The sequence below is a fragment of the Caballeronia sp. LP006 genome (genome assembly GCF_031450995.1).
Taxonomy (GTDB): domain Bacteria; phylum Pseudomonadota; class Gammaproteobacteria; order Burkholderiales; family Burkholderiaceae; genus Caballeronia.
In genome coordinates this window covers 80,232-105,746 of the sequence record NZ_JARTVW010000003.1, presented here as the reverse complement: position 1 = coordinate 105,746, position 25,515 = coordinate 80,232, and the positions used below count along the sequence as shown (strand labels likewise).

The following is a 25,515-nucleotide window of genomic DNA, read 5'->3' as shown; positions in this document are numbered from 1 at the left end:
CGGCGATGCCAGATCAACACGACTCCGAAGCCCAAGACGACGAGCGCAAGCGCGACGACAACGGCGAGCAAGAAAAAGACAGCAAGGAAAGCAAGGACGGTAAAGACGGTAAGGACGATAAGGGCGAAAAGAAGGGGCCTGGCAAGAAACCCCTGATCATCCTTGGCGTCGTCGTGGTCGTGCTGGCTATCGGCGCCTTCGTCTGGTGGTTCATGACGCGCAACGAAATCAGCACCGACGACGCCTACACGGATGGCGACGCCGTGACCATCGCGCCGAAGGTATCGGGCTATGTCGTGACGATGAACATCGACGACAACCGCTTCGTGCATAAGGACGATCTGCTCATCAAGATCGATCCGCGCGACTATCAGGCGCAACTCGATCAAGCCAACGCGCAGCTCGGGCTTGCCCAGGCGCAGTTGCATGCGCAGGAAACGCAGCTCGAAGTGGCGCGTGTGCAGTATCCGGCGCAGCTCGCGCAGGCACAGGCGCAGGAGCAGAACGCGCGGGCGAATCTCGCGCAGGCGAGCGCGGCGTATCAGCGTCAGCAATCAGTCGATATCCGCGCGACGTCGCAGCAAAACATCGATACCGCGACCGCGCAGCAAAAAAGCGCTGCGGCGAACGTCGCGCAGGCGCGTGCGCAAGTGCGCACGGCGAGCCTCGTGCCGCAACAAATAGCCACCGTGATCGCGGCCGTCGAAGAGAAGCGCCAGCAAGTGCGTCAGGCACAGGCGCAAGTCGAAGCCGCGCAACTGAATCTCTCGTACACGGAACTGCGCGCGCCCGCCGACGGCTGGATCACGCGGCGCAACGTGCAATACGGCACCTTCCTGCAAGCTGGAACGTCGATTCTCACGCTCGTCACCACGCGCGTCTGGGTCACGGCGAACTTCAAGGAATCGCAACTCGACCGCATGCGTCCCGGCGACAAGGTGAAGCTCGAAGTCGATGCCTATCCGGGCCTCGATCTGCACGGCCACGTAGACAGCGTTCAACTCGGCAGCGGCTCGCGTTTCTCCGCGTTCCCGGCGGAGAACGCCACGGGCAACTTCGTGAAGATCGTGCAGCGCGTGCCCGTGAAAATCGTCATCGACGATGGCATGAAGCCGGGCACGTCGCTGCCGCTCGGTCTGTCGGTCGTGCCGACCGTGATGCTCACGCATTGAGAACCGAGCCATGAGCGATACCGCCGCGCACGATCACAGCAACTGGAAGCCGAAGTCGAACCCGTGGCTGATCGCCGTCGTGGTGACGCTCGCGGCATTCATGGAAGTGCTCGATACGACCATCGTCAACGTCGCGCTGCCGCACATCTCCGGCACCATGTCCGCGAGCTACGACGAAGCCACGTGGACGCTCACGTCCTATCTCGTCGCGAACGGCATCGTGCTGCCGCTGTCCGCCTACTTCTCGAAGATCCTCGGGCGCAAGCGCTACTTCCTGATCTGCATCGCGGCGTTCACCGTGTGTTCGTTTCTGTGCGGCATCGCGACGAATCTCGGGCAGCTCATCATCTTCCGCATTCTGCAGGGCTTCTTCGGCGGCGGTTTGCAGCCGAGCCAGCAGTCGATCATTCTCGATACCTTCCCGCCCGAGCAGCGCGGCCGCGCGTTTTCGATCTCGGCGGTGGCGATCGTCGTGGCGCCCGTTCTCGGGCCGACGCTCGGCGGCTGGATCACCGACAACTTCACCTGGCGCTGGGTCTTTCTGCTCAACGTGCCGGTTGGCGTGCTGACGACCATCGCGGTCATGCAGTTCGTCGAAGATCCGCCGTGGGAAAAGAAGCAGAGCCACAAGGACGTGGGTATCGACGGCGTGGGCATTGGCCTGATCGCGCTCGGACTCGGCTGTCTGCAAGTGTTTCTCGATCGCGGCGAGGACGACGACTGGTTCCATTCGAACTTCATCATCACGTTCGCGGTGCTGGCGGCGGTCGGCATCGTCGGTGCGACATTCTGGCTGTTGTACGCGAAGCGACCCGTGGTCGACCTGCGCGTGCTCAAAGACCGCAACTTCGCGCTGGGGTCGGCGGCCATCGTCGGCTTCGCGTCGGTGCTGTATGGCAGCGCGGTGCTGATACCGCAACTCGCGCAGCAGCAGCTCGGTTACACGGCCACGCTTGCCGGTCTCGTGCTGTCGCCGGGCGCGTTGCTGATCGTGTTCCTGATACCAGTCGTCAGCAAGCTGATGAGCTACGTGCAGACGCGTTATCTGGTCGGCTTCGGCTTCTTTCTGATGGGCGTCGCGCTGCTCTACTCGCATCGACTGGTGCCGAACATCGACTATAGAACGTTGACGATGATGCGCAGCGCGCAGTCGGCCGCCATCGGTTTTCTGTTCGTGCCGGTGACGACGCTCGCCTATCTCTCGCTGCCGAAGTCGATGAACAACGACGCCTCCGCGCTCTTCACCATGTTTCGCAACGTGGCGGGTTCCATCGGCATCTCGCTTGCGACCGCGATGATCCGCGAGCGCACGCAGGCGAACATGGCGCATATGGTCGAGCATCTGACGCCGCTCAACCAGCCGTACAACGACGCGGTGCAGCGCATTGCGCGCACGCTGATGGACACGGGCCAGACCATGTCGCAGGCGATGACGGCCGCAACGGGTCAAATGTACAAGACGCTCGTTTCGCAAGCGACGATCCTCGCCTATCTCGATGTCTTCGCCGCATGCGCGATCTTTTCGTTCATGTTCATTCCGCTCACGTTTTTCTTCTCGCCGGTGAAAGCTGCTGGCGGTGCGGGAGGCCATTGAGATGAAGCCGCGTCGTTCCATTCTGATGCTCGCCTTGCTGACGAGCGCGTGTACCGTCGGACCCGATTACAAGGCGCCGAGCGCCGATGTCCCCGAGGTCTGGAGCGACACGCAGCGCTCGCAGAATCCGCAGAACGATCCGCGTGTGCCGCATGCGGATGCGCCATCGGTCGTGCAGACTGCCGCCGATCCCGATCCGCGCTGGTGGAAGCAGTTCAACGATCCGATGCTCGACTCGCTGATCGACCGCGCGGCGGCGGGCAACCTGAACTTGCAGCAAGCCGTGTTGCGGATAGCGCAGGCGCGCGAACAGAGCGTGTCGGCAGCGGCGCAGGGTTTGCCGCAGGTCAACGCGAGCGCCAGCGTGATGCGCGAGCAACTCGGGCTCAAGGGCATCCTCCAGTCGCAAGGCGTCTATAACCAGATCGATCAGCTTGGCGCGCAAGGCGCGACGCTGCGTCAGGGTCTCGATTCGGCCACCGGGCCGGCGACGATCTATCAAGATGGCTTCGATGCATCGTGGGAACTCGATCTGTTCGGGCGCGTGCGGCGTTCGGTGGAGTCCGCCAATGCGCAGGCCGAGGCAGAGATGGAAAGCCGCAACGACGCGCTCGTCTCGCTCGAATCGGAAGTGGCGCGCACATATGCCCAGTTGCGCGGCGCACAGTCCATCAAGCAAATCACGCTCGCCGAGATCGACGCGGAGCAGCAAATTCTCGATCTCACGCGCGAGCAGGCGCGCGTGGGCCTGACGAGCCAGCAGGACGTGCAAAGCGCGAGTGCGCAAGTCGGCACGCTGCAGGCGCAACTGCCGACGCTCGACGCGCAAATCGCGCAGGCGCTGAATGGGCTCGCCGTGCTAATAGGCAGTCCGCCCGGTACGCTCGATGCCGAGTTGTCCGATGCGCGCGCCGTGCCGCCCGTTCCGCCGATGGTGCCGATCGGGCTTCCCTCGACGCTCGCGCGGCGTCGCCCCGACATCCGTCGCGCCGAAGCGCAGTTGCATGCCGCGACCGCGGAAGTGGGCGTGGCCGTCGCGCAGTTGTATCCGGATATCTCGCTGACGGGTCAGGTCGGCACGCGCGCGTTGAAGGCGAACTATCTCGCACGCTGGTCGAGTCTGTTCTGGTCGGTCGGGCCGAGTATCTCGCTGCCGATCTTCGAAGGCGGGGCGCTGCGCGCCAACATACGCATTTCGAAAGCCGAGGCCGCGCAAGCGGGGCTGGCTTATCGGCAGACCGTGCTCAATGCGTTGCAGGACGTGGATAACGCGCTGGTTTCGTATCGCACGGAGCAGGACCGGCGTGCGGCGCTCGTGCGGACTGTCGATGCCAATCAGATCAGCCTGCAACTCGCGACCGATGCTTATCGCAAGGGCATCACCGCATTCGTTACGGTGCTCGACGCGGAGCGTCAGCTTGCGCAGACCCGTGAGCAGCTTGCGCAATCGACGGTGAATGTGACGACCGATCTCATCGCGGTCTATAAGTCACTGGGCGGCGGATGGCAGGACGACGACCCGAACGTGGCGCAGGCGCAGAAGGACGCACGTTCGTAACGCGCAAGGCTTAGCGTCGACGTTTCTTCCATGCGTAATCGGCGGGTGGATCGGCGACTCCGGCTTTGCCAACGGACTGCGGATTCTCGCTGCACAAAGTAACGAACGCGATGTCCTGGCCTTGCGCCTGTCGGCGGCGAAGTGCTTCGGCGTATTGCAGCGCATCCGCGAGCGCGGTGGGATCGAACCTTCGGTGTTCGGCCTGGGGCGTTGCCTCGTTCAATGTGCCGCTTAGCCAGTAGACGACGAACATCGTGTGAACCTCGGGTTGTGCGGCGACGTCATCGACGCGCCAATGTCGGGAGCGAAGGCGTCACGGCGGTGCAAAAAACGCTCGACGTGTCGCCTGACGGCGCGTGTCATTAGCATCGGGTATTCCCCGAGTGTAATCGCCGTGAGCCATATGCTGCCTGAGGACAGCCAATTGCTTAAAACAGGGAACGCGGGTTGCTTTCGTCCTTGCTTCCCTGAGGGCAACGACATGCAACGACTTGACCGTCTCACCGATGAAGCCGTGTGGCAGATGCCCGAACGCTCGGCCGACAGCGGCGAACCACGCGTGCTGATTGCCGACGACGACATGAACGCGACACGCGCCATTTGTCTCGCGCTCGAGGACGCCGATTTGACGGTGCGCGCCGCCCATACCGGGCTCGATGCCGTGACGGCCGTGCGCAAGTGGCGTCCTGGCGTGGTGCTGCTCGATCTGATGATGCCGCTCGGCGATGGCTGGGAAGTCGCCGAAGTCATCCGCGCTGCCGATCCCGCCATGCTGCTGATTGCGCACACGAGCCGCACGAGCCTGGAAGATCAAACGCGCGCGCGGCTGAAGGGCTTCAATGGATACTTCGTCAAGCCGACCGAACTCGATCGGCTGATCGCCGTGCTGCATGAGTATTATTCGATGCGCCAGGCATGAGCCTCTTCAATGCTCCAGAACCGTGTTGCGCAGTGCGTCCTGCCGCAGGCGCTTCGTTGCGATGCCCGAAGATTTGATCGGCCGTTCCACGGTCTCGGTCTGACGCGCCGGCAAGGTCCGTTGCAATCCCGCGCTATACCCTTTTCTGAAGGCACGGCGGTACGTCCTGCGATACGCTTCATCGGATGAAAACTCGCCTGCGTGGTCGCCGAGCGCAGCGGTCAGCGCGAGTTGCTCGTGCGTGAGCGTGCGCAAAAGCGCCATGAGCGACCGCTGTGTGGAACTGTCGGCGGCCGCGACGCTATCGGCGAGCGCGGCAATGGCCTGCGCGATATGGTTGCAGCGCTGTTCTATCGATTCCGAATGGCCGATGACGGGATGCCCGTCATTGTCGACCGTGACCTTTACTTCATCCATCGTTTGTTCCTTTACCTTGAAACTCGGGCTGAGCACGCCGATGCAGTGCGACGCGGCATGCCGTTCGAGCACGGCAAGGAAGCATTCCTCAAGGGTGATCGACTGCCGCGGGCGAGCGCGCGAGTGTGCCCGAGTTGCCGCTGGGCCGCAACCTGACGCTGTCGAGGCTCGCGGCGACTCACAGGTTCGCGCTCTTGCGCTGCAATCCATTGAGTTCGATGCTCAGCCTGTCGATGTCGCGCTGCACATGCTGCTTGAGCACGTCTTCCCAGTACTGACAATAGCCGGCCCAGAAGGGCATCTGGGTTTTGGCGCAGGCATCCGCCGGGAGCGGATGCGGTAACAGACGGCTCAGACGTCCGATTTCCTCATGCTTCCAGCGAAGCAGCGTGCGTCTCGAACCGCGTTGCGGCGGACACAATTCGTCCATGCGCGCCACCGCGAACCACAGACCTTCGGCGGGACGCGAGGCCATCTTGGTAAGGATGGATGTGTTGGGACGCGGCCCATGGTCGTGACAGATTACGGCACCGATCTGCCCGAGGATATACATGGCTTGCTCGACTGGTTGTTCGGCCTGGTTCTGCATGGCGCCTCTGTCTTTTGTGCGGATGGGAATGATATTGCTGGCGCTCAAAAGTGCCTCTCAGCATGATTTTTCGATGAAGTACGCGGCTTCGTCGTTCTTTATATTGCTAACGTGTTGCTAGCAGGGATTACGATACCGTATCGAAATTTATGTGCAGCATGTGCCGACAAAATAATACAAAGTAACGGTGCGCTGAAAACGGACGCGAAAATGAAAAAAGCCCCTGCTGGCTTAGGGCAGGGGCTCGGGTACTGCTGACTTTCTCGTACTGCGTTTTGCTACGGGTGCTGCTTTGCTTCTGATACTGCTTCACTTTCTCGTACTGCGGATACTGCGGGTGCTTCAGATGCTACTGGTACTGCGTTGCTACAGTTACTGCTCACTTCTCGTACTGCTGCTGCTTTACTTCCGACACTACTCGACTACCGCGTACTGCGGATGCGACCGGTGCTTCAAAATGCTAGTACCGGTTTGCATCCGATGCCACCTCAACTGCTTCAACGATCCATCCTTCCATTTGCAACTACGACAACACTGCCTTATTAATGCCGAACTTCTTCGAAAGCCGGCATTGAAATGTGCGGGTAGTCCGTTGATTCGACCGGCGGCGGTTCAGCGATTTCCGCTTGTTGCTGACGACTGCGATGCTCGAGCGCCGCATTCATGCCCTTCTCGTAATAAACCTGCGCCGTGTGTTTTTCGAGCGCCTCGACGAGCGGCATTTGTTCTTCCGCAAGCGAGTGCATGAGATGCAGAAGATCGCGCTGCATGACGTCCGAAAACATTGCGAATTGCTCGTAGGCACCGGGCGCGGCAATCATCTCGACCAGCGATGCAAGCAAACGCACGCGGCTCTTGCAGTGCTCGCTGATAGGTGTCGAGTGGGAAACAATCGTGTTGCCTTGCGCATCTACCGTGACTTGAGGGGCTTTCATCGCTGACCTTGTTTGCTTGGGATGAGTGTCATTAAACTCGATCGGGCTTAAGAATCTAATGAGACACATCCGAGTATCCGAATCGCTCGATGCAACGGAGCGAATTGTCGAAAGAGCGGGTGAAACATGCGCGATCCGGCTTCGACCAACGGACTGCTCAAGATGTCGCCGTCGCTTCGACGCGTTCGACGAGGTTCGCGAATCCCTCGTACTAAATAAAATTAGCACATGAAAAACGGGACGGTAAGAAGCTGGCCATCGACTTTCGAGGCGACTAGCAACAAAGCCAAGCACACGCACGGCTGGCTGAAACGTGTTACACATGGAAGACAAAACGCGTTTCAAATGCCTGCATCAAGGCATGTCTATTGCACGTTTGCGAACTTAAACCTTACTAAGCGAGCCCGACTCTGCCATGCGACGACTCGCCACCCTTTGGCGCCTAGGCCGTGCATTCATACGGGAAAGTCACCATAGCGAGGATGGTGCCTCGATGCAGCGTGTCGCCCGCTTCTTCGCGCTACATGGAGCGCGTGCCGCGCCGCTCGCGTCGAGCTTGCCCGTGCTGCGGCAGTTGCCGCGCGTCCTGAACGCGACGTCCGGCGCGCTCGCACGTCATCCGGCGCTGGCGGAAACGGCGGTGCGCGTTGCGCTGACTGAAATGGACGGGCTTTTCACGCCGTACGATGCCACGCAGTTCCGCGATGTGTCCGCCGCCGCCCTGCGCGCGCAAGGTGTTGCGCTGACGCAGGTGAGCGCCGCGCCGCTGCGCTCGGGCATCGCGGAGCAGACGCATGCGGCGCGCATCGGCGAAATGGCGGTGCGCGTCACGCTCCTGCGTCCGGATGCACGCCAGGAACTCGCGGATGATCTCGATCTCGCGCTCGCCGCCGCGCGTTTTGCGGAACGCCGTTCGGCCAAGGCGCGCGACATGCATCCGTCCGAATGGGTGCGTCGCGTCACCGAAACCGTCGACGCAATGATCGACCTACGCCAGCGCGCCGCCGACCAGAGCTTTTTGCGCTACCGGTTGCGTGACGATAACCGGCTCGCCGTGCCGGAAGTGCTCTGGGACTTTTGCAACGACGCCGTTCTGACCACGCGTTCCATCGCGACCATTTCTCTTTCGGACGCGCAAGCGCTCGCGCGTCACGGACTGGATCAGGCCGATCTCATTGCGACCCTCATCGAAGCGTTCTTCGAAATGGCGCTCGGCGCGGGCCTCTATCACGCCGGACTCGATGCCGCCGGCGCGCGGGTGAGCATCGACACCGACACATTCGGCCAGATCGTCCTCGAAGCCGACAATCCGACGATGTTTTTCGCCGCGCACGAACGCGAGTTCATCGTCGGCGTGTCGGATGCGCTATTGCAGGGCGATCACAAGGCGGCTGCGCGCGTGCATCTGGAGCACGGACGGCCGGACACGCACTCCATCCATCACGAAGTACGTGTCGAGGCCACGTATCGGCGCGAGGCGGAACGTTTCTCCACGAAGCACACGCGGCATGGTGTGGGCGTGGCACATTTATTCGATGCCATCGGCAAGGCGCCCGTCGAGCACATGTACAGCGCGGCGCACGGGCGCATCGCGTCGCGGGCGATGCTGCTGTCGCGCACGATGGAAGCGGTCGAGCACATGGCGCATGACGTTGCGCCCGACATCGACGTGTGGAAGATCGCGCGCAAGGTCATCGCTCGGCTGGCGCGCGATCAGTTCGGCTGCCATAGTCTCGCGACGCGGCTCGCGCACGAAGCCACTCATTGGCCGCATATGCTGCCGCGTTTGCCCCGGCTTATCGCGCAGCGGGCGGGTGCGGAGCAGCGGTGAGCGAAGCAATCCGCGTGGCGATGCGCGGGCCACGCTGACGGTCATGCGCAGGCTCGCGCGCCTCGGCACGGTGTCGCTTTTCATCGAAACGGGCGGAGTGATTCGATCTACAGGCGTTCCGAGTCTGCATGGCAGACATGACATCGAACGGTAAGACGTCTGCGATCATTAACAAAATAAGCGAAGCTAATTTCATAAGTGATCCTAGGTAACGAGAATTTTATCGGGAACTGTGTCCTAGAATGACACGGGTCGCTTACACCCCGGTAAAGCACCGGAGATTCGTAACGATAAGCCGAAGTATTACTTGTACAAACGCCGGCATGAACACGACGCACCGGGGCGAGGCCGATTCGCATGAAAACACGTCGCGCTCGAACACGTCATTGCGCATCGTTCAACACGAGACTGCGTCCATTGGCGGCCGCCGCCCTGATTGGCTTCGCGACGCCCTCCCAAGCGGGACAGGTTGCGTCGAGCACGACGGGCGCTGTCTTATCGGATGACAGCTCTTATGTGGTTCCTCCGGGCACGACTATCACAACGCAGTCCGAGAACGCAATCGATGTCACGGCCATCGCGCCTGTCACGTTCAACAACGCGGGAGTCATCGTCAGTGCGGTCGACAACCAGGCGGCCGCGATCAAATTCTATGTGCCCGCCACGCTCACCAATAACGCGGGCGGCGCGCTGCTCGGCAATACGTTCGGCGTGCTTTTCGACGGCGGCGGAAATTCCAACGATCTGATCAACCGGGGCGACATAAGCGCACGAACCAGTCACGGTGTCGCGTATATCGACGCGTCGGGGGGGACGTTCGACAACTTCGGCACGATCAATGGCGCGGTCGCCGGGCCCATCAAGCAAACGCCCAATGGCGTCTATATCGGCTCGACCGGAACGGTGATCATCAACAATCACGCGAAGGCATCGATTGCTTCCGGCGTGGGCGATGCGACCTATGGCGACGGAATATTCGTCGAGACAGGCTCGGTCGTCATCAACAACGATGGATCGATAACCGGTTATCAGGCTGGCGTGGTCAACACCGGAACGCTTCCGATGTCGGTCGTGAACAGCTCGACCGGAAGCATCCAGAGCACCGTTGGCGCAGGTGTTCAACTTCAACAGGACAGCACACTCGTCAATAACGGCAAAATCGCGAGTGCGGGATCGGCGGCGATTCTTCTCGTCGGTTCGAACAATCGCGTGACGCTGGGAACGGGGTCGTCGCTGCAAGGCGCGAATGACAATATCCTCGACATCGAAGGATTGGGAAACACGCTCGCGTTGACCGGCTCGGCCGTGCAGTCCGGGAACATCGCGACGGGCCGCGGGCCGGGATTGAGCCAGCTCACCTCCGGCGTGAAGAGCGTCTGGACGCTGACCGGCAACATCGCGATAGGTGGCACGACGCCGGACGCGCTCAACGTGATCGGCGATCTGACGCTCGGCGGCACGCTCACGCAGCACGGCGGGGCAAGCACGGTGCAGAACAGCGGCAGCCTCACGATCGGTACTGGCAGCGCGGGCGGCTCGCTCGACGGCGACGTGGTGAACAACGGCATGCTGCGCTTCAATCGCAATACGGTGGCGACCTTCGCGGGGCAGATCGTCGGCAACGGCACACTCATTCAGGCTGGCAGCGGCGCCACTCACCTGACGAAAGCCGGCTCTAGCCAAGGCACGGTGGTTGTCGAAGCAGGCACGCTCGGCTTCGACCATCCGGGTGCCTTCAACGCCGGCGTATACACCACGCGCGTCGGTGGGACGACAAGCATCTCGGACAAGTCGAGTCTGCAAATCGCCACGAACTTCACGCAGGAAGTAGGCTCGGCGCTGAACGTGGGCATAGGAAAGGTGCAGCCGATCATCACGGCCAGCACGGCGACACTCAGGGGCGCGCTGACCGTGAGCGGTTTCGGAGCCGACGCGCCCAATACGGCCAGCGCGCTTACGAGCACGCAATTCAACATCATTCGGACGACAGGCGGGATCTCGGGCGATTTCGCCAGCGTCGGCTTCTCGGGCACGCAAGGCCCCGCCGATTACCTGACGCTCACCGGCGCGAAAAGCCCCGATGGCCTGAACTATAACGTTGGCTTCGGCCTGACGTGGCGCGCACCGGCCGCTATCGCCAACGGCACCTTCACTCTCGCCGATGCCGCGAGTACCTTCAACCTCGACGTGCCGCTGGCTGACCGGGTCGGTGTATTCGCGAGTGGCTGGGACGGCCGCACCTTGACGAAGACAGGTCCGGGCCTGTTGATCGTATCGGCGCCGCTAATCCACACCGGCGGCACGCTGATCGACGGCGGCACGCTGAGAACCGATGTGAAGGACTCGCTCGCGACCAGCAGCAATGTCAACATCGCGAGCGGCGCCACGCTCGACATGAACGGCTTCGCGCAGCAAATCAACCAGTTGAGCGGCGCGGGCGCAGTCGCGCTCGGCGGTGCGGCGCTCACCGCCGTCAATCTCGCCGATACCGCTTTCAGCGGCACGATCGGCGGTAGCGGAAGCGTGGTGAAAACCGGCCCGGCGACCCTGAGCCTAAGTGGCGCGAGCACGTATAGCGGCGGCACGACCATCGCTACGGGCAAGCTGATCGCGGCAACCGGGACCGCGCTCGGCGCAGGCGCGGTGACGAATAACGCCATCCTGCAACTGGATTTCGCCAACGACGCCCTGATGCTCAACACACTGAGCGGCTCAGGCGCGCTCTTGAAAACGGGCGTCGGCGCGGCGAATCTCGCCGCCTCCGGTTCGACGCAAGGCGCGGTCAGCGTCGAAGCCGGCACATTACGGCTTTTGCAAACGGGCGCGTTCACGACTGCGGCCGACTGGACGACCGCGTCCGGCGCGACCACCGCGCTGTCGAGCCGCAGCCAGCTCGAAGTCGGCCGCGCCTTCACCATGACCGGCACACTGTCCAGCATTGCGGGGGTTGCCGAACCGGTGATCTCGGCGAGCACGGCATCGATCGGTCCTGGCGCGATCTTCAACCTCGCGGGTTACACGGCAGCGCCCGCGACGAGCGCCGCGCAACTGGCAGCGGGCGCATTCACGGAAATCCACGCGACCACGCCCGGCGGGCTTAGTGGAACGTTCGCATCGACGCGCATCGGCGGCACGGCCAGTTCCGTCGATTTCCTGACGCTCTCGTCCGCTTATACCGCCCAGAACTACAACGTGGGCGTCGGGCTCACGTGGTATGCCGCGCACGGGACGACGCCCGCGACGGCGAACGGCGTCTTCACGCTCGTGCAACCCGGCGATTCGTTCGACATGGACGTCGTTCTTGCCAATGAGACGGCCAATCAGACGACGGGCTGGGATGGCAAGACGCTCACCAAGGCAGGCGCGGGCACGTTGCAATTGTCAAAGGCGAACACGTACACCGGCGCGACGCTGATCGAAGGCGGGACGCTGCAAGCCGGAGCGGAGAATGTCATCGCGCCGAGTTCGCGCGTGATGTTGTCGCCGGGCACGACATTCGATTTGAACGGTTTCAATCAGCAGGTCACGAGCCTCGCAGGCGCGGGCAACGTCTCGCTCGGCACGGCAACGCTCACGGCAAATTACAGTACGAACACCGTGTTCGACGGTGTCATCAGCGGCTCGGGCGGCTTTACGAAAACCGGCGCCGGCCGGTTGATTCTGAGCGCGGACCACACTTACACGGCGCCGACCACCATTGACGCAGGCGTGCTGCAGCTCGGCACGGGCGGCGCGTCGGGCAGCGTCGCGGGCGATATTGTCAACAACGGCGCGCTGGTGTTCAATCGCAGCGATCGCTACGTCTATGGCCACTCGATCAGCGGAACCGGCGCGTTGACGCAGCAAGGTTCTGGCGCGCTATTGCTGCCGGGCAGCCAGACATACAGCGGGACCACTCAAGTGAATTCGGGCGCGCTCATCCTGACCGACAACGCGCAATTGCCGAACACGCCGCAAGTATCGGTGGCGCAGGGCGCGACATTCGGCGGTTATGGCGGCGTGGGCGGCGCGGTGGTGAACAACGGATTGCTCGCGGTCGCGGATGCAGCGCCCGGTTTCGCGAATGCCGCGGCTGGCGCGTTCAGTATCGGCGGAACGTTGACGAACAACGGCGAAATCCGCATGAGCAGCCCGACGCCCACGAGTACGTTGACGGTCGCGGGCAACTACATCGGCAACAACGGATTGCTGACGTTGAGCACGGCGCTGGGCGGCGACAGTTCCGCGACAGATCGCCTGATCGTGCATGGCGACAGTGCCGGTCAGACCGCCGTGAAAGTGCGGAACGCAGGCGGCGCGGGGGCAATAACGAGCAACGGAATCCGCATCGTTCAGGTGGATGGTCAGTCGAACGGCCAGTTCACGCTCGATGGCCGCGTCGTCGCGGGTCCATACGAATACAACCTGTACAAAGGCGGCGCGAGCACACCCGCCGATGGCAACTGGTATTTGCGAACCTTGACGGACGGACCGTCGCCTACACCGACACCCGCGCCACGACCCGAACCGGGCGGCTATCTTGGCAATCAGGCAGCGGCGCGCGACATGTTCGTCATGACCTTGCACGACCGCGCGGGCTTCCCCGATCCCTTCGCCGTGGATGGCATGAGCGGCAACGAATCGACGGCCTGGGTGCGCACTCGCGCCGCGCACACCGACGGCAACGCGGCCGGCGGGCGGCTTGCCGAATCCACCGACACCGCGGTCTTTCAGGCGGGCATCGACTTGCTGCATCGCGTGTCGAACGCGCAGCATTGGCAGGCGGGCATCATGGCGGGTTATGGCTCGTCGACGACCGATGCCACTGCGCGTAACAATCCCGCCACCGCGCGAGGCAATGTGAACGGCGCGAGCGCCGGCGTCTACGCGACCTGGCGCGCGAATGCGCTTTCGCCTGTCGGACCTTACGTGGATACGTGGCTGCAATATGCGCACTTCGACAACACGGTCAAGGGCGCGCAACTGAATGGCGAGAGCTACGCGAGCCATACGTGGGGCGGATCGGTCGAAGGCGGATGGGCGTTCGCGGTAGGTCAGACGTCGAGCGGCCCGGTGCTGATCGAGCCGCAAGCGCAAGTCATCTATTCGAACTATGCCGCCGACGATCACGTGGAGTCTGGCGGCACGATCGTCCATGGCGGCAATATCAATGCACTGACGACGCGCGTGGGCATGCGCGTTTTTCACGCGCCGGGATCGGCCGCGGCGCCGGGCTGGCTGCCGTATCTGGAAGTCAACTGGTGGCACGACACGAGCGGCAATTCCATCGCCTTCAATCAGATCGTGGTGTCGCAGGACGGCCCGAGAAATCGCCTCGAAGTAAAGGTCGGCGCGCAGGCGCAACTCGCGCGGAACTGGCGTCTGTGGGGCAACCTCGGCTACCAGCAAGGCGACGGCGGTTATCGCAGCTATCAGGGTTTGCTGGGCGCGCGGTACATCTGGTGAGCACGCGCGCGTCAGCGCGTACCCGGACTCATGCGCTCCCCGATCGCGCGGCACGCGGCCTTGAGCGGTTCGATATAAGTTTCGACAGGCGTCGCGCTCTTTCTGAACAGCGGAATGCTCACGCTTACGCAGCCGAGCGTCGTGCCGTTCGCCCCGACGATCGCGCTGCCATAACAAAAAATCTGCGCTTCGTTTTCCTCGCGGTCTTCCGCATAGCCGCGCGCGTGGCAGGCATCGAGTTCCGCATCGAGCGCGCGACGCTCGGTGATCGTATTCGACGTAAAGCGCTCGAACGCCATGCCTTGCAACAACGCATCGCGCTCGGCACGACCGAGCGTCGACAGATACGCCTTGCCCACCGAACTCGAATAGAGCGTGACGCGCGTGCCGATGCGCGAAGCCATGCGCACCGCATGAGGACTTTCGAGCTTTTCGATATACACCATCTCCGCGCCGCTGCGCACGGCGAGATGCACGGTTTCCTGCGTACTGTCGCGCAGCGCCTGCAACGCGTCGGTGGCGGCGATGCGCAGATCGGAGCGCTCCCAGCTTCGGCTCGCAAGCGACATCAGACGCGGGCCGAGCGCATAACTTCCACCACGTGCGCTCTCGACCGCGAGCCCTTCGGCAATTAGCGCGCCGACGATGCGATACACCGTCGGACGCGGATAACCCGATCCCGCCGTGAGGCTGGCGACGGTCGGCGGTTCATCGGCATCGGCGATGAGTTGCAGCACCACCATGAACTTCGAGAACGCGGCGGTGCCGTTGGCTTTCGCCGCGTCGAAGGAGGAGGAAGAGGAGTCGGAAGCTGCGGACATTTTTGGAAACCTGAGTGCGACGGCGCGCCGAGTATATCGGCATGCCGTGTGATCCGTCGATTGGCGCGTCAGGCGATCAGATAGCCGCCATCAACCGGCACGACCGTTCCCGTCATGAACGACGCCGCCGGCGACGCCAGAAACGCCACCACGCGCGCGACATCCTCCGGCAAGCCCCAGCGCTTCATGGGCGTGCGCTCGAGAATGGCTTGCGAGCGGCCGTCGTCCTCCTGCAGCGCCTGCGTAAGCGGCGTGGCGATCCAGCCGGGCGCGACCGCGTTCACGCGAATGCCTTCTGCCGCGTAAGCAATCGCGAGCGACTTCGTCAACTGCGCGACGCCGCCCTTGCTCGCGCTGTACGCAGGCACGAGACCGCCGCCGAAGAACGTCAGCATCGACGCCGTGTTGACGATCGATCCCCGGCTTTTCGCGAGTAACGGTCGCGCCGCCGAGCACATCCGCATGGTGCCGTTGAGATTCACGGCGATCACGCGCTCGAAGGTTTCGATGTCGTGCTCGTCGCCACGCTTGATCATGCCCGCGCAGTTGACGAGCACGTCGAGCGAATCGAGACGCGCGAAAAGATCGGCGGTGCTGGCGGCATCGGCGACATCGAGCGCGGCGACTTCAATTTCCGCGCCGAGCGCGTCCTTCTGCGCTGCCGTCGGCGCGATACCCGCCGCGATGACGCGCGCGCCGAGCGTCGCGAATTCCTGCGCGATGCCCGCGCCGATACCTTGCGTGCCGCCCGTCACGACGACGGTCTTGCCTTTGTACAGATCAGGTTGAAAGGTCATGAGTAGCTTGAATGATCAGACGACGGGAACGGCGGCGGCTTGCGCCTCGGAATCCTGAATCGGCGAGCGCACGACGAACATGTACACGAGCGCGGCGGCGAACGCCACGCCCGCGCTGATCAGGAACGCGTTGACGAACGAATGCGTCTTGTCGACCACGAGCCCGGTAATGAACGGCGCGAACGACCCGCCGAAGTAACCGCCGAAGTTCTGGATGCTCCCGAGCGAGGCCACCATATGACGCGGAGCCGCGACCGAGACGAGCGCCCACGCCGCGCCGCTCGCCATGTTGACGAAGAACATTGCCGCCGACAAATACACGATGGCAAGCGTGAGATTCGGCGTGAACGCGGCCGGCACCGTGAAGAGCGCGCCGCCGATGAGACCCGAGCAGATTGGCCACTTGCGGCTGCGAATGGGCGCAACGCCGCGCGCCATCAGACCATCGGCGATAAAGCCCGACGACAGCATGCCGAGCGTGCCGGCAAGATAGGGGATGGTCACGACCCAGCCGGTCTTCGCAATCGTCAGATGACGCTCGTGTTCGAGATACGCCGGCAGCCACGTGAGATACAGCCACACCATGTAGATCACGCCCATGAAGCCGAAGATCATGCCCCAGGTCGTCGCCTTGCCGAAGAGACCGCGCCATTCCGCGAACGTCATATTGCGTTCGGCGCGCTGTGCGGGTTCGCCTTCGGTCAGATGCGCGACTTCCTGCGCATCGAGCGTGATGTCCTTGCGGTTCCGATACACCACATACCAGCCCACCGACACCATGATGCCGAGTACGCCCATGATGACGAACATGTTGCGCCAGCCGAAGTTGAGCAGCAACACGGTGAGAATGGGCGGAGCGAGCGCCGGGCCAATGGTCGACGACGTCACGAAGATGCCGGTCGGCTTGCCGCGTTCGCGCTGCGCGAACCATTCGCTGACGACCTTGGCGCCCGCCGGAAATTGAGGCGCCTCGCCGATGCCGAGTGCGATGCGGGCCGCGAGAAACTGATGCAGCGTCGTGACGAGGCCGCCGAACAACTGCGCCACCGACCACACGAACATGCCGAGCCCGAGCATGATGCGCGCGCCGAAGCGATCGAGCATCACGCCGATGGGCAACTGCGAAAACGCGTACGCGAACGAGAATGCTGAGAGCAGCAAGCCCATCTGCGATGCGGACAGGCCCAGCTCCTGTGTGACCGAATGATTCGCGATGGAAAGCGTGCTGCGGTCGAGATAGTTCACGATTCCGGCAAGCGTCAGGAACGTGAGCGCGACCCACTGTATGCGCTTCAGGCGCGGCGATTTACTCTGCATGTTGTCTCCTCCGAAAGCCTTGTTTTTATGCTTCGGTTCGGTTGGCGAAAGGTGCTGCGGGAATTGCGTTGCTTCAGACCGTGCTTCAAGCCGTTGCTTCAAGCCGTTGCATCAAGCGTTATTCAGCGAATGAACTGGTCGGCGAAATCCGCGCCCAGTCCAACGGCTTCGTAATGCTTGCGGCACATGTCCACCTTCGTGAACACGTCTTCATAACCGGTGTAGTTGCCGTACGGATCGCAATAGAACATCACGCCGTTCACCTGGAAGTAGGTGATCATTTCCTCGACGTCTTCGGGCACGTAAAGCGTGTGCGTTTCGCCGGGCGGCTCGAACACGTAGCTGCCTTCTGTTGCAACCCAGTCATGCTCCAGATAATGCCAGCGCCCCTTGAGCACCATGCCGTGCACGGCTTGCGGATGACGGTGACGCGACAGCACGCCCGACTTGCGCACGCGCAGCAGGTTCATCCAGTAACCGGTCGACACATTGAGGCACAGCGGACGAAACCAGACGTTCTCGGCCTGCGGGACCCACTCGCGCTCGTCGGTTGGAATCGCGTGACTTACGACGATTTCCTTCTGCGCTTCCTTGGGATTGGGATATTGATACGGCGTGAGGGCATCCGCCGAATTCTTGGGCGCGGGCATTCGCGTCTCCTTGTCCATATTGTGGATGGTTAAACCAAATTATGGACAGATATTCACGCGGCTGCAACAAATTGTCAAGATTCATCACGCGCTTAAAAATAGGGATTCGCACCGACGAAAAAAAAGCGGACCTGCGAGGCAGGTCCGCTTTGACGCAGCAATACGGTTCCTTGGGAAGGACCGATGGGCTTAACGCGCCATCATCAGCATGTGGACGTTATGCATGACCCATACCGTTCCGACGACAACGACGAGTGACATCAGAATCGTATAGGCGAACGACAAGGCGTGCCAGCGCTGCCCCTTCGATGCGTTCACGTGCAGGAAGAAAACCACGTGGACGACCATCTGCACGGCGGCCAGCACTGCAAGCGCCGTGATTGCGCGCTCGCCGCTGAACGTGCCCGACATCACGAGCCAGAACGACGCCAAGGTCAGCACGACCGCCAGCACGAAGCCGATCAGATAGCCACGCACGCTGACATGCGGGATATCGCCATGTGTTGAATGCGTATGTGCCATTAGACGAGGCTCGCAAGGTAGACGAAGGAGAACACGCAAATCCAGACGATGTCCAGGAAGTGCCAGAAAAGGCTCAGACAGGCGAGCCGGCGCAGTTCGCGTTCGCCCATGCCCGGCTTCGCGATCATCTGCACCGCAAGCACGATCAGCCAGATCATGCCGAGGGTGACGTGCAGACCATGCGTGCCGACGAGCGTGAAGAACGACGACCAGAACGCGCTGCGCTGAGGGCTGGCGCCTTCGGCGATCAGATGCGCGAACTCGTGCAGTTCCAGCCACAGGAAGCCCGCGCCCAGCAGAAACGTGACGATGAGCCACGCGAGCACGGCACCCGTCTTCTTGCGTTGCGCAAAAATCATCGCAAAGCCGAACGTCAGACTGCTCGTGAGCAGCAGCGCGGTTTCGATCGCGACATCGTTGAGATTGAAGAGATCCTTTGCCGTCGGGCCGCCCGCGAACTGATGCCCCATCATCGCGAAGGTCGCGAAAAGGGAGGCGAACAGCACGCAGTCGGTCATCAGGTAGGCCCAGAAGCCGAACACGGAATGCGACGAGTGTTCGTGCTCATGGTCATGCGCGTGATGCGCGGATAGTGTCGATTGCGACATTTACAGCACCTCCAGTTCCAGGTCGCGCGCGACGCCGGTCTTTGCAAGCGACTTCGGCGGACGGTTCCGCTCTTCGGTCGCCTTGACGGTCGCGGCGGGGATCATGTAGCCAGCGTTCGCACGGAAGCTGTAGCCGATGACGGTCGCGGCAATGCCGACCAGACCGACGATAGCCATCCACCAGATATGCCAAATGGCGGCAAAGCCGAGCACCAGCGCGAACACGCCGACGACAAGACCCGCGCTCGTGTTCGACGGCATGTGGATGGCGCGGTACGGTCCCTGATCGGCCATGCTGCGGCCGGTTTCCTTCATGTCGGCGAACTCGTCGAGTTCACGCACGGCTGGAATATGCGCGAAGTTGTAGACCGGCGGCGGCGAGCTGATCGCCCATTCGAGCGTGCGGCCGTTCCACGGGTCGCCCGTGACATCGCGATACGCCGGCTGGTTGCGGCGAATCACGCTGACTACGATCTGCGCGACCTGGAAGGCCACGCCCAACGCGATGATGCCGACGCCCGCAGCCGCGACCATCAGATACGGCTGCCATGCGGGGTTGTCGTAATGGTTGATACGGCGCGTCATGCCCATGAAGCCGAGGATGTAGATGGGCACGAACGCCACGAAGAAGCCCACGAACCAGCAAATGAAGGCGTTGCGGCCGAGCTTTTCGTCCAGCTTGAAGCCGAACACTTTGGGCCACCAGTACTGCACGCCGGCAAAGTAGCCGAACACCACGCCGCCGATGATAGCGTTATGGAAGTGCGCGATCAGGAAGAGGCTGTTGTGCAGCACGAAGTCCGCGCCGGGAATGGCCAGCATGACACCCGTCATGCCGCCGAGCGTGAACGTGATGATGAAGCCGATGGTCCACAACACGGGCGTCGTGAACTGGATGCGGCCACGGTACATCGTGAACAGCCAGTTGAAGATCTTCACGCCGGTCGGGATGGAGATGATCATCGTCATGATGCCGAAGAAGGCATTGACGTTGGCGCCCGAACCCATGGTGAAGAAGTGGTGCAGCCACACGAGGAACGACAGCACCATGATGCAGCACGTCGCGTAGACCATCGTCTTGTAGCCGAACAGCGGCTTCTTCGAGAACGTCGAGACCACTTCCGAATAAATGCCGAAAGCCGGCAGAATCAGAATGTAGACCTCGGGGTGTCCCCAAGCCCATATCAGGTTCAGATACACCATCGGGTTGCCGCCGCCGTCGTTCGTGAAGAAGTGCATGCCGAGGTAGCGGTCGAGACCGAGCAGCGCGAGCGCGACGGTCAGGATTGGGAACGTCGCCATGATCAGCACGTTCGAGCAGAACGCCGTCCATGTGAACACGGGCAGCTTCATCCACGTCATGCCGGGTGCGCGCATCTTCACGATGGTGACGAAGAAGTTCACGCCCGTCAGCAACGTGCCGACGCCGGAAATCTGCAAGGCCCAGATGTAGTAATCGACCCCGACGCCCGGACTGAATTGCGTCTCGGAGAGCGGCGGATACGCGAGCCAGCCCGTCTTCGAAAACTCGCCGATGAAGAGCGAGAGATTGATCAGGACAGCGGCCACGGCCGTCATCCAGAACGACAGCGAGTTGATGAACGGAAACGCCACGTCGCGCGCGCCGATCTGCAAAGGCACCACGAGGTTGAAGAATGCGACCAGCAGCGCCATGGCCATGAAGAAGATCATGATGGTGCCGTGGGCCGAGAAAATCTGGTCGTAGTGATGCGGCGGGAAGATGCCGGGATTATTCAGCGCGATGGCTTGCTGCACGCGCATCATGATGGCGTCCGCGAAGCCGCGCACCAGCATGAGTCCCGCCACGACGAGATACATGACGCCAATGCGCTTGTGATCCGTCGACGTCAGGTACTCGTTCCAGAGCCAGGCCCATTTGCCGAACTTAGTGAGAAGGGCGGCCGCACCGATCACCATGATCGCCATGAGGACCGTCGCCCCCATGATGATGGGTTCGTGGTACGGGATCGCCTCGAGCGTTAATTTGCCAAACATGGCTTACCCCTTGGTTACGCAGTTTTCGCCGTTGACATCGAAACGGCCGTTGTTGTACTTGCCGACGATGTTGTTGAAGAGCTTGGGATCGACGGTGGAAAAGTACTTCACCGGATCTTTCTCGCTCGGTTTCGCGACGCCGGCGTAGACGTCCATGTCCAGACGCGCGGGCGCGGTCTTGACCTTCTTCTGCCATGCATCGAAATCGGCGGAAGACATGGCGAGCGCGCGGAACTTCATGTCGGAGAAGCCCTGGCCGCTGTAGTTCGCGGAGATGCCCGCATAGTCGCCCACGTGATCCGCTTGCAGATGCAGCTTCGTCTGCATGCCGGCCATTGCGTAGATCTGGCCGCCGAGTTGCGGGATGAAGAACGAGTTCATCACCGAATCCGACGTGATGCGGAAGTTCACCGGCGTGCCAACGGGAATGGCCAACTGGTTCACCGACGCAATGCCGAGATCCGGATAGATGAAGAGCCACTTCCAGTCGAGCGCGACGACTTCTACGTTGATCGGCTTGACATCCGATTGAAGCGGCTTGTACGGATCGAGTTCATGCGTGGTTTTCCACGTCAGAATGCCGAGGTACAGGATGATGACAGCGGGAATCGCCCAGACGACGATTTCGATTGCCGTGGAGTGCGTCCATTTGGGCGCGTAGGTAGCGTTCTTATTCGACGCGCGATAGCGCCACGCGAAGAACAGGGTCATCAAAATGACCGGGATGACGACGAGAAGCATGGTGTAAGTCGAAAGAGCGATCAACGAAGCTTCCGCTTTGCCGATGCTGCCCTTCGAGTCCAACACTTCCAGCTTGCATCCCGAGAGACAGAGACTGGCCACCCCCGCTAACAGTGGCGCTGCTAAACGTTTGGTTTTCTCATTCATTGCATTCGCTGGTTTCTTTGATTGAAGCGTTCTGGAAGAACGCCGTGCACGGCGTTGCGCCGCGCCACGATGATGCCATGCAGCATTGAGCACGAAAACGCTAATCTATGGAAAAGCGTTTCATTTGAAGTGCGTGCGACGCTGTGTCACGCGAACGCTTATTACCCGCTCAATTTGTGACGAATTTATATGTTTTGAAGGCTTGATTTTTCGCAAGCGAAGCGCTTGTTTTAGCGGCTTTTATTGTTTTGGATCGGTCTTGTCCAAGGCCTAAGCAAAACGAATTAACCAGACGGTGTGCCATGCTGACAGACGATTGGCAATCGTGTGTTAAATCATGTTGCAAGAGGTGATGGTACCGGTTGGGATGAGTAGAAAAGCGGTCTCGCAAGACGCGCAACCTCGCGCATACCCGATCCAAAGAAAGGCCTCGTGTGACATTCGTCAATATCAGCGCGTGACATGCGATTGTCGAGCGAGAAAGCTGCCCATACCATCGGGTGCAAGCGCAGGTGGAATCGAATCACGCAGCGCATTTCATTCGGGCAGTCCAATCATGAATCGACATCAAGCTGAAAACGGCGCGTCGCGCGCTTCCTCACATTTGTTTGCACCGCTCGTCATTCGCGGTCGCACGCTCTTGCCTATCGTGCAGGGCGGCATGGGCGTTGGGGTGTCGGCGCATCGGCTGGCGGGCAGCGTCGCGAGAGAGGGCGCGCTCGGCACGATTGCGAGCATCGACCTGCGGCATCATCATGAGGATCTGCTCGCGATGTGCCGCGCCGATCCGTCGCGCGATACGCTCGAACGCGTCAACCTCATCGCGCTGGAACGCGAGATTCAGGCCGCGCGTGAACTGTCGCAAGGGCGCGGCATGATCGCGGTCAACGTCATGAAAGCCGTGCGCGCGCACGCCGACTACGTGCGCGTCGCGTGCGAGCAAGGCGCGGGCGCAATCGTCATGGGCGCGGGCTTGCCGCTCGACCTGCCCGATCTCACGCAAGGCCACGACATTGCGCTCATTCCCATACTTTCGGACAGTCGCGGCGTCGCGCTCGTGCTGAAGAAGTGGATGAAGAAAGGCCGCCTGCCCGACGCGATCGTGATCGAACATCCCGCGCATGCGGGCGGACATCTCGGCGTCAACGACGTCGCCGACATGCACAACGAGCGCTTCGGCTTCGAACGTGTACTCGGCGAATTGCAGACCGTGTTCGAATCGCTCGGGCTGAACCGAGGCGACGTGCCGGTGATCGTCGCGGGCGGCATCAACAGTCATGAAGCGGTGAGCAAGTGGCTGGCGGCGGGCGCGAATGGCGTGCAGATTGGAACGCCCTTTGCCGTCACCAAGGAAGGCGACGCGCATCCCGAGTTCAAGCGCGTGCTCACCGAAGCGACGCCGGAAGACATCGTGGAGTTCATCAGCGTGACGGGTTTGCCCGCGCGTGCGGTCAAGACGCCGTGGCTCATGCGCTATTTGCGCAACGAGGAGCGCATCCGCACGAAGATCGGCGCGCGCGAGCAGACGTGTCCGTCGGCGCTCGAATGTTTGAGCGCATGCGGTTTGCGTGATGGCATCGAGAAGTTCGGGCACTTCTGTATCGATACCCGGCTCGCGGCGGCTTTGCGTGGCGATGTCAACAACGGCCTCTTCTTCCGTGGACGCGAAACCCTGCCATTCGGTCCGGCCATTCGCAGCGTGCGCGACTTGATCGAGCTTCTTCTGACCGGAGCGACGAAGCCGTTACTGAGCCTCCGATAAATTCCGCCGAAACGATGTTCGTCGCGCCGCGCAACGAAGCTCGGCCCTGCTCCTATTGATGCGCGCGGGGCTTTCGCCCTAACCTGCGTGACCATTGCAACAGGAGCATGTCGACCATGGCGAAGCGATTTCCCCTTCACCCCAGCCACCCGGAGCGTAACTGCTGGGGCTGCGACCACTACTGCTCCGAGAAAGCGATGCGCTGCGGCAATGGCTCGAATCGCACGCAGCATCCGGCCGAATTGCTCGGAGAAGACTGGTACGAGTTCGGCGATTGGGATCTCGGCGTGGTCGAAAACGCTACTTCCGTCGCGCCATCCGCCAAGTAACGCGTTCTCGAAATAGATCAATCGACGCTGCGACCAGCGCTTTAGAACTAATCCGAACCTCAGGCGCAGGCTGCATCCCTAGAATTCGGGCATCTCATAAACACAGCGATGCCCGACATGTCCACGAAGCTCGAATTCGAATCTCCCGAAGGCCGTCTTTCCCTGTCTATCGACGATGTCGAATTCATGGCTTACGGTGCCGGTGAACTCGCCATGCGCTCGATGCGCGAGCTCGTCGAACGCATGCGCCGCATGGGGCTTGGCGCAATTGCCGAAGCACATGCACGCGTGCAGGCGCAGAGCAAGGTGACGATCATGGAATTGCGCGAGATGCGCGAGGACGCGGAAGCCATCCTTCTGCTGGGAAGCCAGGGCGAGACGATAGACGACACCATCACCCCGCGGCTCGACGCATTGCGGCAAACGATCGCGCAGACGCAGGTGGACATGCGTGCAAGCGTGGACCGTCTCGCGGCGCTCGCCGTCTCGTGCCACGAAGCGCTGATGCGTATTCCCGGCTACCGTCCGCCCTCGGGACCGCGCGGCTGAGCCGATCTTATAGAAAGTCTGTCGCGGAACTCAACTGCCTGAATACTTCCGCAACAGCGCATTCACGTCGATGCGCTGACCTTGCAGCAGCATGATGCGCGCATGCAGCACGAGGTTTTCGAGCACGAGCAGCGCGGTGGTGAGCATGTAGGTGAGGCTGACATCGCCGGGATTGAGGCCGCTGTCTTGCAGACCGCGATGCCGTTCCAGAAGCGAAGTCAACACGAGACGGCGCAGTTCCGGTTCGCCGAACGGCAGGTCGCCGTAATCGACCGGATCTTCTTGTTCCAGTTCTTCGAGCAGGCCGGCCAATTCGTTGATGGTCACTTCCATGGCTTCTCCGACGTCGACTTGCGTGAGCGGTGAGCTAGCAGTTCCATGGTGCCACGTCCGGCCAGAAAACAAAACAGCCTCGGCGTACACTCGAAACGATCAGTTCCAACGCAACGACGCAGCGCCAGAAAAGGAGCCGAATGGCAAAGCCCGCGCCCGAACCGTGGTATCGGCCGTTACCGGAAGAAACGTGCGCGCTATGCGGGCGGCCCGTGCCCGCGTCCGAGCGCGACCTGCATCATCTCGTGCCGAAGTCGCAGGGCGGACGGCAGACGGCGGTGCTGCATCGCATCTGTCATCGGCAACTGCATGCGCTCTTTACCGAGAAGGAACTCGCGCAACGATTCGCCACCATCGACGCGCTCATGCAGGACGAAGCAGTGCGCAGCTTCGTCGACTGGGTGCGCACCAAGCCGAATAGTTTTTATCAGCGCACTCGACGCTCGGCGCGCAAGCGGTGACG

23 protein-coding genes are annotated in these 25,515 nt (G+C 61.7%); 10 read left to right on the top strand and 13 right to left on the bottom strand.

Going from position 1 to position 25,515, the window contains the following annotated elements:
- Nucleotides 1-5: 5 nt before the first annotated feature.
- The 3 genes from P9250_RS05190 to P9250_RS05180 are packed head-to-tail and all read left to right on the top strand — an operon-like array spanning nucleotide 6 to nucleotide 4,324.
- Nucleotides 6-1,172, top strand: a complete 1,167-nt coding sequence (locus P9250_RS05190) for an HlyD family secretion protein (protein ID WP_310391547.1) — start codon at nucleotides 6-8, stop codon at nucleotides 1,170-1,172.
- 10 nt (nucleotides 1,173-1,182) lie between these two features.
- Complete coding sequence (locus tag P9250_RS05185; RefSeq protein WP_244829902.1) at nucleotides 1,183-2,766, top strand: DHA2 family efflux MFS transporter permease subunit; 1,584 nt, start codon at nucleotides 1,183-1,185, stop codon at nucleotides 2,764-2,766.
- 1 nt (nucleotide 2,767) lies between these two features.
- On the top strand, nucleotides 2,768-4,324 hold the full coding sequence (locus P9250_RS05180) for an efflux transporter outer membrane subunit (protein WP_310391545.1): 1,557 nt from the start codon (nucleotides 2,768-2,770) through the stop codon (nucleotides 4,322-4,324).
- A 10-nt stretch (nucleotides 4,325-4,334) separates the two neighbouring features.
- Here P9250_RS05180 and P9250_RS05175 read toward each other — a convergent pair whose 3' ends face one another.
- Nucleotides 4,335-4,577, bottom strand: a complete 243-nt coding sequence (locus P9250_RS05175; protein ID WP_250468871.1) for a hypothetical protein — start codon at nucleotides 4,575-4,577, stop codon at nucleotides 4,335-4,337.
- A gap of 228 nt (nucleotides 4,578-4,805) precedes the next feature.
- Between P9250_RS05175 and P9250_RS05170 the strand changes: the two genes are divergently transcribed.
- Nucleotides 4,806-5,243, top strand: a complete 438-nt coding sequence (locus P9250_RS05170; RefSeq protein ID WP_244829905.1) for a response regulator — start codon at nucleotides 4,806-4,808, stop codon at nucleotides 5,241-5,243.
- 6 nt (nucleotides 5,244-5,249) lie between these two features.
- Here the strand turns inward: P9250_RS05170 and P9250_RS05165 are convergent, their stop codons facing one another.
- From P9250_RS05165 to P9250_RS05155, 3 genes are all read right to left on the bottom strand, one after another.
- The gene (locus P9250_RS05165) at nucleotides 5,250-5,660 is read right to left on the bottom strand and encodes a hypothetical protein (protein ID WP_244829906.1); all 411 of its coding nucleotides are present in this window, start codon (nucleotides 5,658-5,660) and stop codon (nucleotides 5,250-5,252) included.
- Between the two features lie 178 nt (nucleotides 5,661-5,838).
- A complete protein-coding gene (locus P9250_RS05160; RefSeq protein WP_244829907.1) occupies nucleotides 5,839-6,249 on the bottom strand; it encodes a hypothetical protein in 411 nt (136 codons plus the stop codon).
- A gap of 542 nt (nucleotides 6,250-6,791) precedes the next feature.
- Nucleotides 6,792-7,184: a hypothetical protein gene (locus P9250_RS05155; protein WP_250468858.1), complete on the bottom strand. Its 393-nt coding sequence runs from the start codon at nucleotides 7,182-7,184 to the stop codon at nucleotides 6,792-6,794.
- 493 nt (nucleotides 7,185-7,677) lie between these two features.
- Between P9250_RS05155 and P9250_RS05150 the strand changes: the two genes are divergently transcribed.
- Complete coding sequence (locus tag P9250_RS05150; RefSeq protein ID WP_250494359.1) at nucleotides 7,678-9,015, top strand: AarF/UbiB family protein; 1,338 nt, start codon at nucleotides 7,678-7,680, stop codon at nucleotides 9,013-9,015.
- A 417-nt stretch (nucleotides 9,016-9,432) separates the two neighbouring features.
- Entirely contained in the window at nucleotides 9,433-14,460 is a 5,028-nt protein-coding gene (locus P9250_RS05145; protein ID WP_310391541.1) for an autotransporter outer membrane beta-barrel domain-containing protein, read from the top strand.
- Between the two features lie 11 nt (nucleotides 14,461-14,471).
- Here the strand turns inward: P9250_RS05145 and P9250_RS05140 are convergent, their stop codons facing one another.
- From P9250_RS05140 to cyoA, 8 genes are all read right to left on the bottom strand, one after another.
- Nucleotides 14,472-15,281: an IclR family transcriptional regulator gene (locus P9250_RS05140; RefSeq protein WP_244829911.1), complete on the bottom strand. Its 810-nt coding sequence runs from the start codon at nucleotides 15,279-15,281 to the stop codon at nucleotides 14,472-14,474.
- Between the two features lie 68 nt (nucleotides 15,282-15,349).
- The gene (locus P9250_RS05135; RefSeq protein ID WP_244829912.1) at nucleotides 15,350-16,078 is read right to left on the bottom strand and encodes an SDR family NAD(P)-dependent oxidoreductase; all 729 of its coding nucleotides are present in this window, start codon (nucleotides 16,076-16,078) and stop codon (nucleotides 15,350-15,352) included.
- 15 nt (nucleotides 16,079-16,093) lie between these two features.
- Nucleotides 16,094-17,395, bottom strand: a complete 1,302-nt coding sequence (locus P9250_RS05130; protein WP_244829913.1) for an MFS transporter — start codon at nucleotides 17,393-17,395, stop codon at nucleotides 16,094-16,096.
- 122 nt (nucleotides 17,396-17,517) lie between these two features.
- On the bottom strand, nucleotides 17,518-18,045 hold the full coding sequence (locus tag P9250_RS05125) for a 2,4'-dihydroxyacetophenone dioxygenase family protein (RefSeq protein ID WP_310391538.1): 528 nt from the start codon (nucleotides 18,043-18,045) through the stop codon (nucleotides 17,518-17,520).
- 189 nt (nucleotides 18,046-18,234) lie between these two features.
- Nucleotides 18,235-18,567, bottom strand: a complete 333-nt coding sequence (gene cyoD, locus P9250_RS05120) for a cytochrome o ubiquinol oxidase subunit IV (RefSeq protein ID WP_250510824.1) — start codon at nucleotides 18,565-18,567, stop codon at nucleotides 18,235-18,237.
- Nucleotides 18,567-19,175 carry a cytochrome o ubiquinol oxidase subunit III gene (gene cyoC, locus P9250_RS05115; RefSeq protein ID WP_244829916.1) on the bottom strand — a complete coding sequence of 203 codons (609 nt, stop codon included), beginning with the start codon at nucleotides 19,173-19,175 and terminating at the stop codon, nucleotides 18,567-18,569. The genes cyoD and cyoC overlap by 1 nt, the downstream gene beginning before the upstream one ends.
- Complete coding sequence (cyoB, locus tag P9250_RS05110) at nucleotides 19,176-21,191, bottom strand: cytochrome o ubiquinol oxidase subunit I (protein WP_310391535.1); 2,016 nt, start codon at nucleotides 21,189-21,191, stop codon at nucleotides 19,176-19,178.
- Nucleotides 21,192-21,194: 3 nt separating this feature from the next.
- Complete coding sequence (gene cyoA / locus P9250_RS05105; RefSeq protein WP_244829918.1) at nucleotides 21,195-22,079, bottom strand: ubiquinol oxidase subunit II; 885 nt, start codon at nucleotides 22,077-22,079, stop codon at nucleotides 21,195-21,197.
- A gap of 556 nt (nucleotides 22,080-22,635) precedes the next feature.
- On the opposite strand from cyoA, the gene P9250_RS05100 reads away from it, so the two are divergent.
- The 3 genes from P9250_RS05100 (at nucleotide 22,636) to P9250_RS05090 (ending at nucleotide 24,719) form a co-directional block, all read left to right on the top strand.
- Entirely contained in the window at nucleotides 22,636-23,841 is a 1,206-nt protein-coding gene (locus P9250_RS05100) for a nitronate monooxygenase family protein (RefSeq protein WP_310391533.1), read from the top strand.
- Between the two features lie 116 nt (nucleotides 23,842-23,957).
- The gene (locus P9250_RS05095) at nucleotides 23,958-24,170 is read left to right on the top strand and encodes a DUF3079 domain-containing protein (RefSeq protein WP_250468816.1); all 213 of its coding nucleotides are present in this window, start codon (nucleotides 23,958-23,960) and stop codon (nucleotides 24,168-24,170) included.
- A 117-nt stretch (nucleotides 24,171-24,287) separates the two neighbouring features.
- Nucleotides 24,288-24,719: a hypothetical protein gene (locus P9250_RS05090; RefSeq protein WP_244829921.1), complete on the top strand. Its 432-nt coding sequence runs from the start codon at nucleotides 24,288-24,290 to the stop codon at nucleotides 24,717-24,719.
- 30 nt (nucleotides 24,720-24,749) lie between these two features.
- Here the strand turns inward: P9250_RS05090 and P9250_RS05085 are convergent, their stop codons facing one another.
- Nucleotides 24,750-25,052: a hypothetical protein gene (locus P9250_RS05085; RefSeq protein ID WP_244829922.1), complete on the bottom strand. Its 303-nt coding sequence runs from the start codon at nucleotides 25,050-25,052 to the stop codon at nucleotides 24,750-24,752.
- Between the two features lie 140 nt (nucleotides 25,053-25,192).
- Between P9250_RS05085 and P9250_RS05080 the strand changes: the two genes are divergently transcribed.
- Nucleotides 25,193-25,513, top strand: a complete 321-nt coding sequence (locus P9250_RS05080) for an HNH endonuclease (protein ID WP_244829923.1) — start codon at nucleotides 25,193-25,195, stop codon at nucleotides 25,511-25,513.
- The last annotated feature ends 2 nt before the right edge of the window (nucleotides 25,514-25,515 follow it).

What these genes read in the sequence shown, in the direction of transcription:
- P9250_RS05190 (WP_310391547.1), top strand. Translation starts at nt 6, where the DNA reads ATGCCAGATCAACACGACTCCGAAGCCCAAGACGACGAGCGCAAGCGC.
- P9250_RS05185 (WP_244829902.1), top strand. Translation starts at nt 1,183, where the DNA reads ATGAGCGATACCGCCGCGCACGATCACAGCAACTGGAAGCCGAAGTCG.
- P9250_RS05180 (WP_310391545.1), top strand. Translation starts at nt 2,768, where the DNA reads ATGAAGCCGCGTCGTTCCATTCTGATGCTCGCCTTGCTGACGAGCGCG.
- P9250_RS05175 (WP_250468871.1), bottom strand. Translation starts at nt 4,577, where the DNA reads ATGTTCGTCGTCTACTGGCTAAGCGGCACATTGAACGAGGCAACGCCC.
- P9250_RS05170 (WP_244829905.1), top strand. Translation starts at nt 4,806, where the DNA reads ATGCAACGACTTGACCGTCTCACCGATGAAGCCGTGTGGCAGATGCCC.
- P9250_RS05165 (WP_244829906.1), bottom strand. Translation starts at nt 5,660, where the DNA reads ATGGATGAAGTAAAGGTCACGGTCGACAATGACGGGCATCCCGTCATC.
- P9250_RS05160 (WP_244829907.1), bottom strand. Translation starts at nt 6,249, where the DNA reads ATGCAGAACCAGGCCGAACAACCAGTCGAGCAAGCCATGTATATCCTC.
- P9250_RS05155 (WP_250468858.1), bottom strand. Translation starts at nt 7,184, where the DNA reads ATGAAAGCCCCTCAAGTCACGGTAGATGCGCAAGGCAACACGATTGTT.
- P9250_RS05150 (WP_250494359.1), top strand. Translation starts at nt 7,678, where the DNA reads ATGCAGCGTGTCGCCCGCTTCTTCGCGCTACATGGAGCGCGTGCCGCG.
- P9250_RS05140 (WP_244829911.1), bottom strand. Translation starts at nt 15,281, where the DNA reads ATGTCCGCAGCTTCCGACTCCTCTTCCTCCTCCTTCGACGCGGCGAAA.
- P9250_RS05135 (WP_244829912.1), bottom strand. Translation starts at nt 16,078, where the DNA reads ATGACCTTTCAACCTGATCTGTACAAAGGCAAGACCGTCGTCGTGACG.
- P9250_RS05130 (WP_244829913.1), bottom strand. Translation starts at nt 17,395, where the DNA reads ATGCAGAGTAAATCGCCGCGCCTGAAGCGCATACAGTGGGTCGCGCTC.
- P9250_RS05125 (WP_310391538.1), bottom strand. Translation starts at nt 18,045, where the DNA reads ATGCCCGCGCCCAAGAATTCGGCGGATGCCCTCACGCCGTATCAATAT.
- cyoD (WP_250510824.1), bottom strand. Translation starts at nt 18,567, where the DNA reads ATGGCACATACGCATTCAACACATGGCGATATCCCGCATGTCAGCGTG.
- cyoC (WP_244829916.1), bottom strand. Translation starts at nt 19,175, where the DNA reads ATGTCGCAATCGACACTATCCGCGCATCACGCGCATGACCATGAGCAC.
- cyoB (WP_310391535.1), bottom strand. Translation starts at nt 21,191, where the DNA reads ATGTTTGGCAAATTAACGCTCGAGGCGATCCCGTACCACGAACCCATC.
- cyoA (WP_244829918.1), bottom strand. Translation starts at nt 22,079, where the DNA reads ATGAATGAGAAAACCAAACGTTTAGCAGCGCCACTGTTAGCGGGGGTG.
- P9250_RS05100 (WP_310391533.1), top strand. Translation starts at nt 22,636, where the DNA reads ATGAATCGACATCAAGCTGAAAACGGCGCGTCGCGCGCTTCCTCACAT.
- P9250_RS05095 (WP_250468816.1), top strand. Translation starts at nt 23,958, where the DNA reads ATGGCGAAGCGATTTCCCCTTCACCCCAGCCACCCGGAGCGTAACTGC.
- P9250_RS05090 (WP_244829921.1), top strand. Translation starts at nt 24,288, where the DNA reads ATGTCCACGAAGCTCGAATTCGAATCTCCCGAAGGCCGTCTTTCCCTG.
- P9250_RS05085 (WP_244829922.1), bottom strand. Translation starts at nt 25,052, where the DNA reads ATGGAAGTGACCATCAACGAATTGGCCGGCCTGCTCGAAGAACTGGAA.
- P9250_RS05080 (WP_244829923.1), top strand. Translation starts at nt 25,193, where the DNA reads ATGGCAAAGCCCGCGCCCGAACCGTGGTATCGGCCGTTACCGGAAGAA.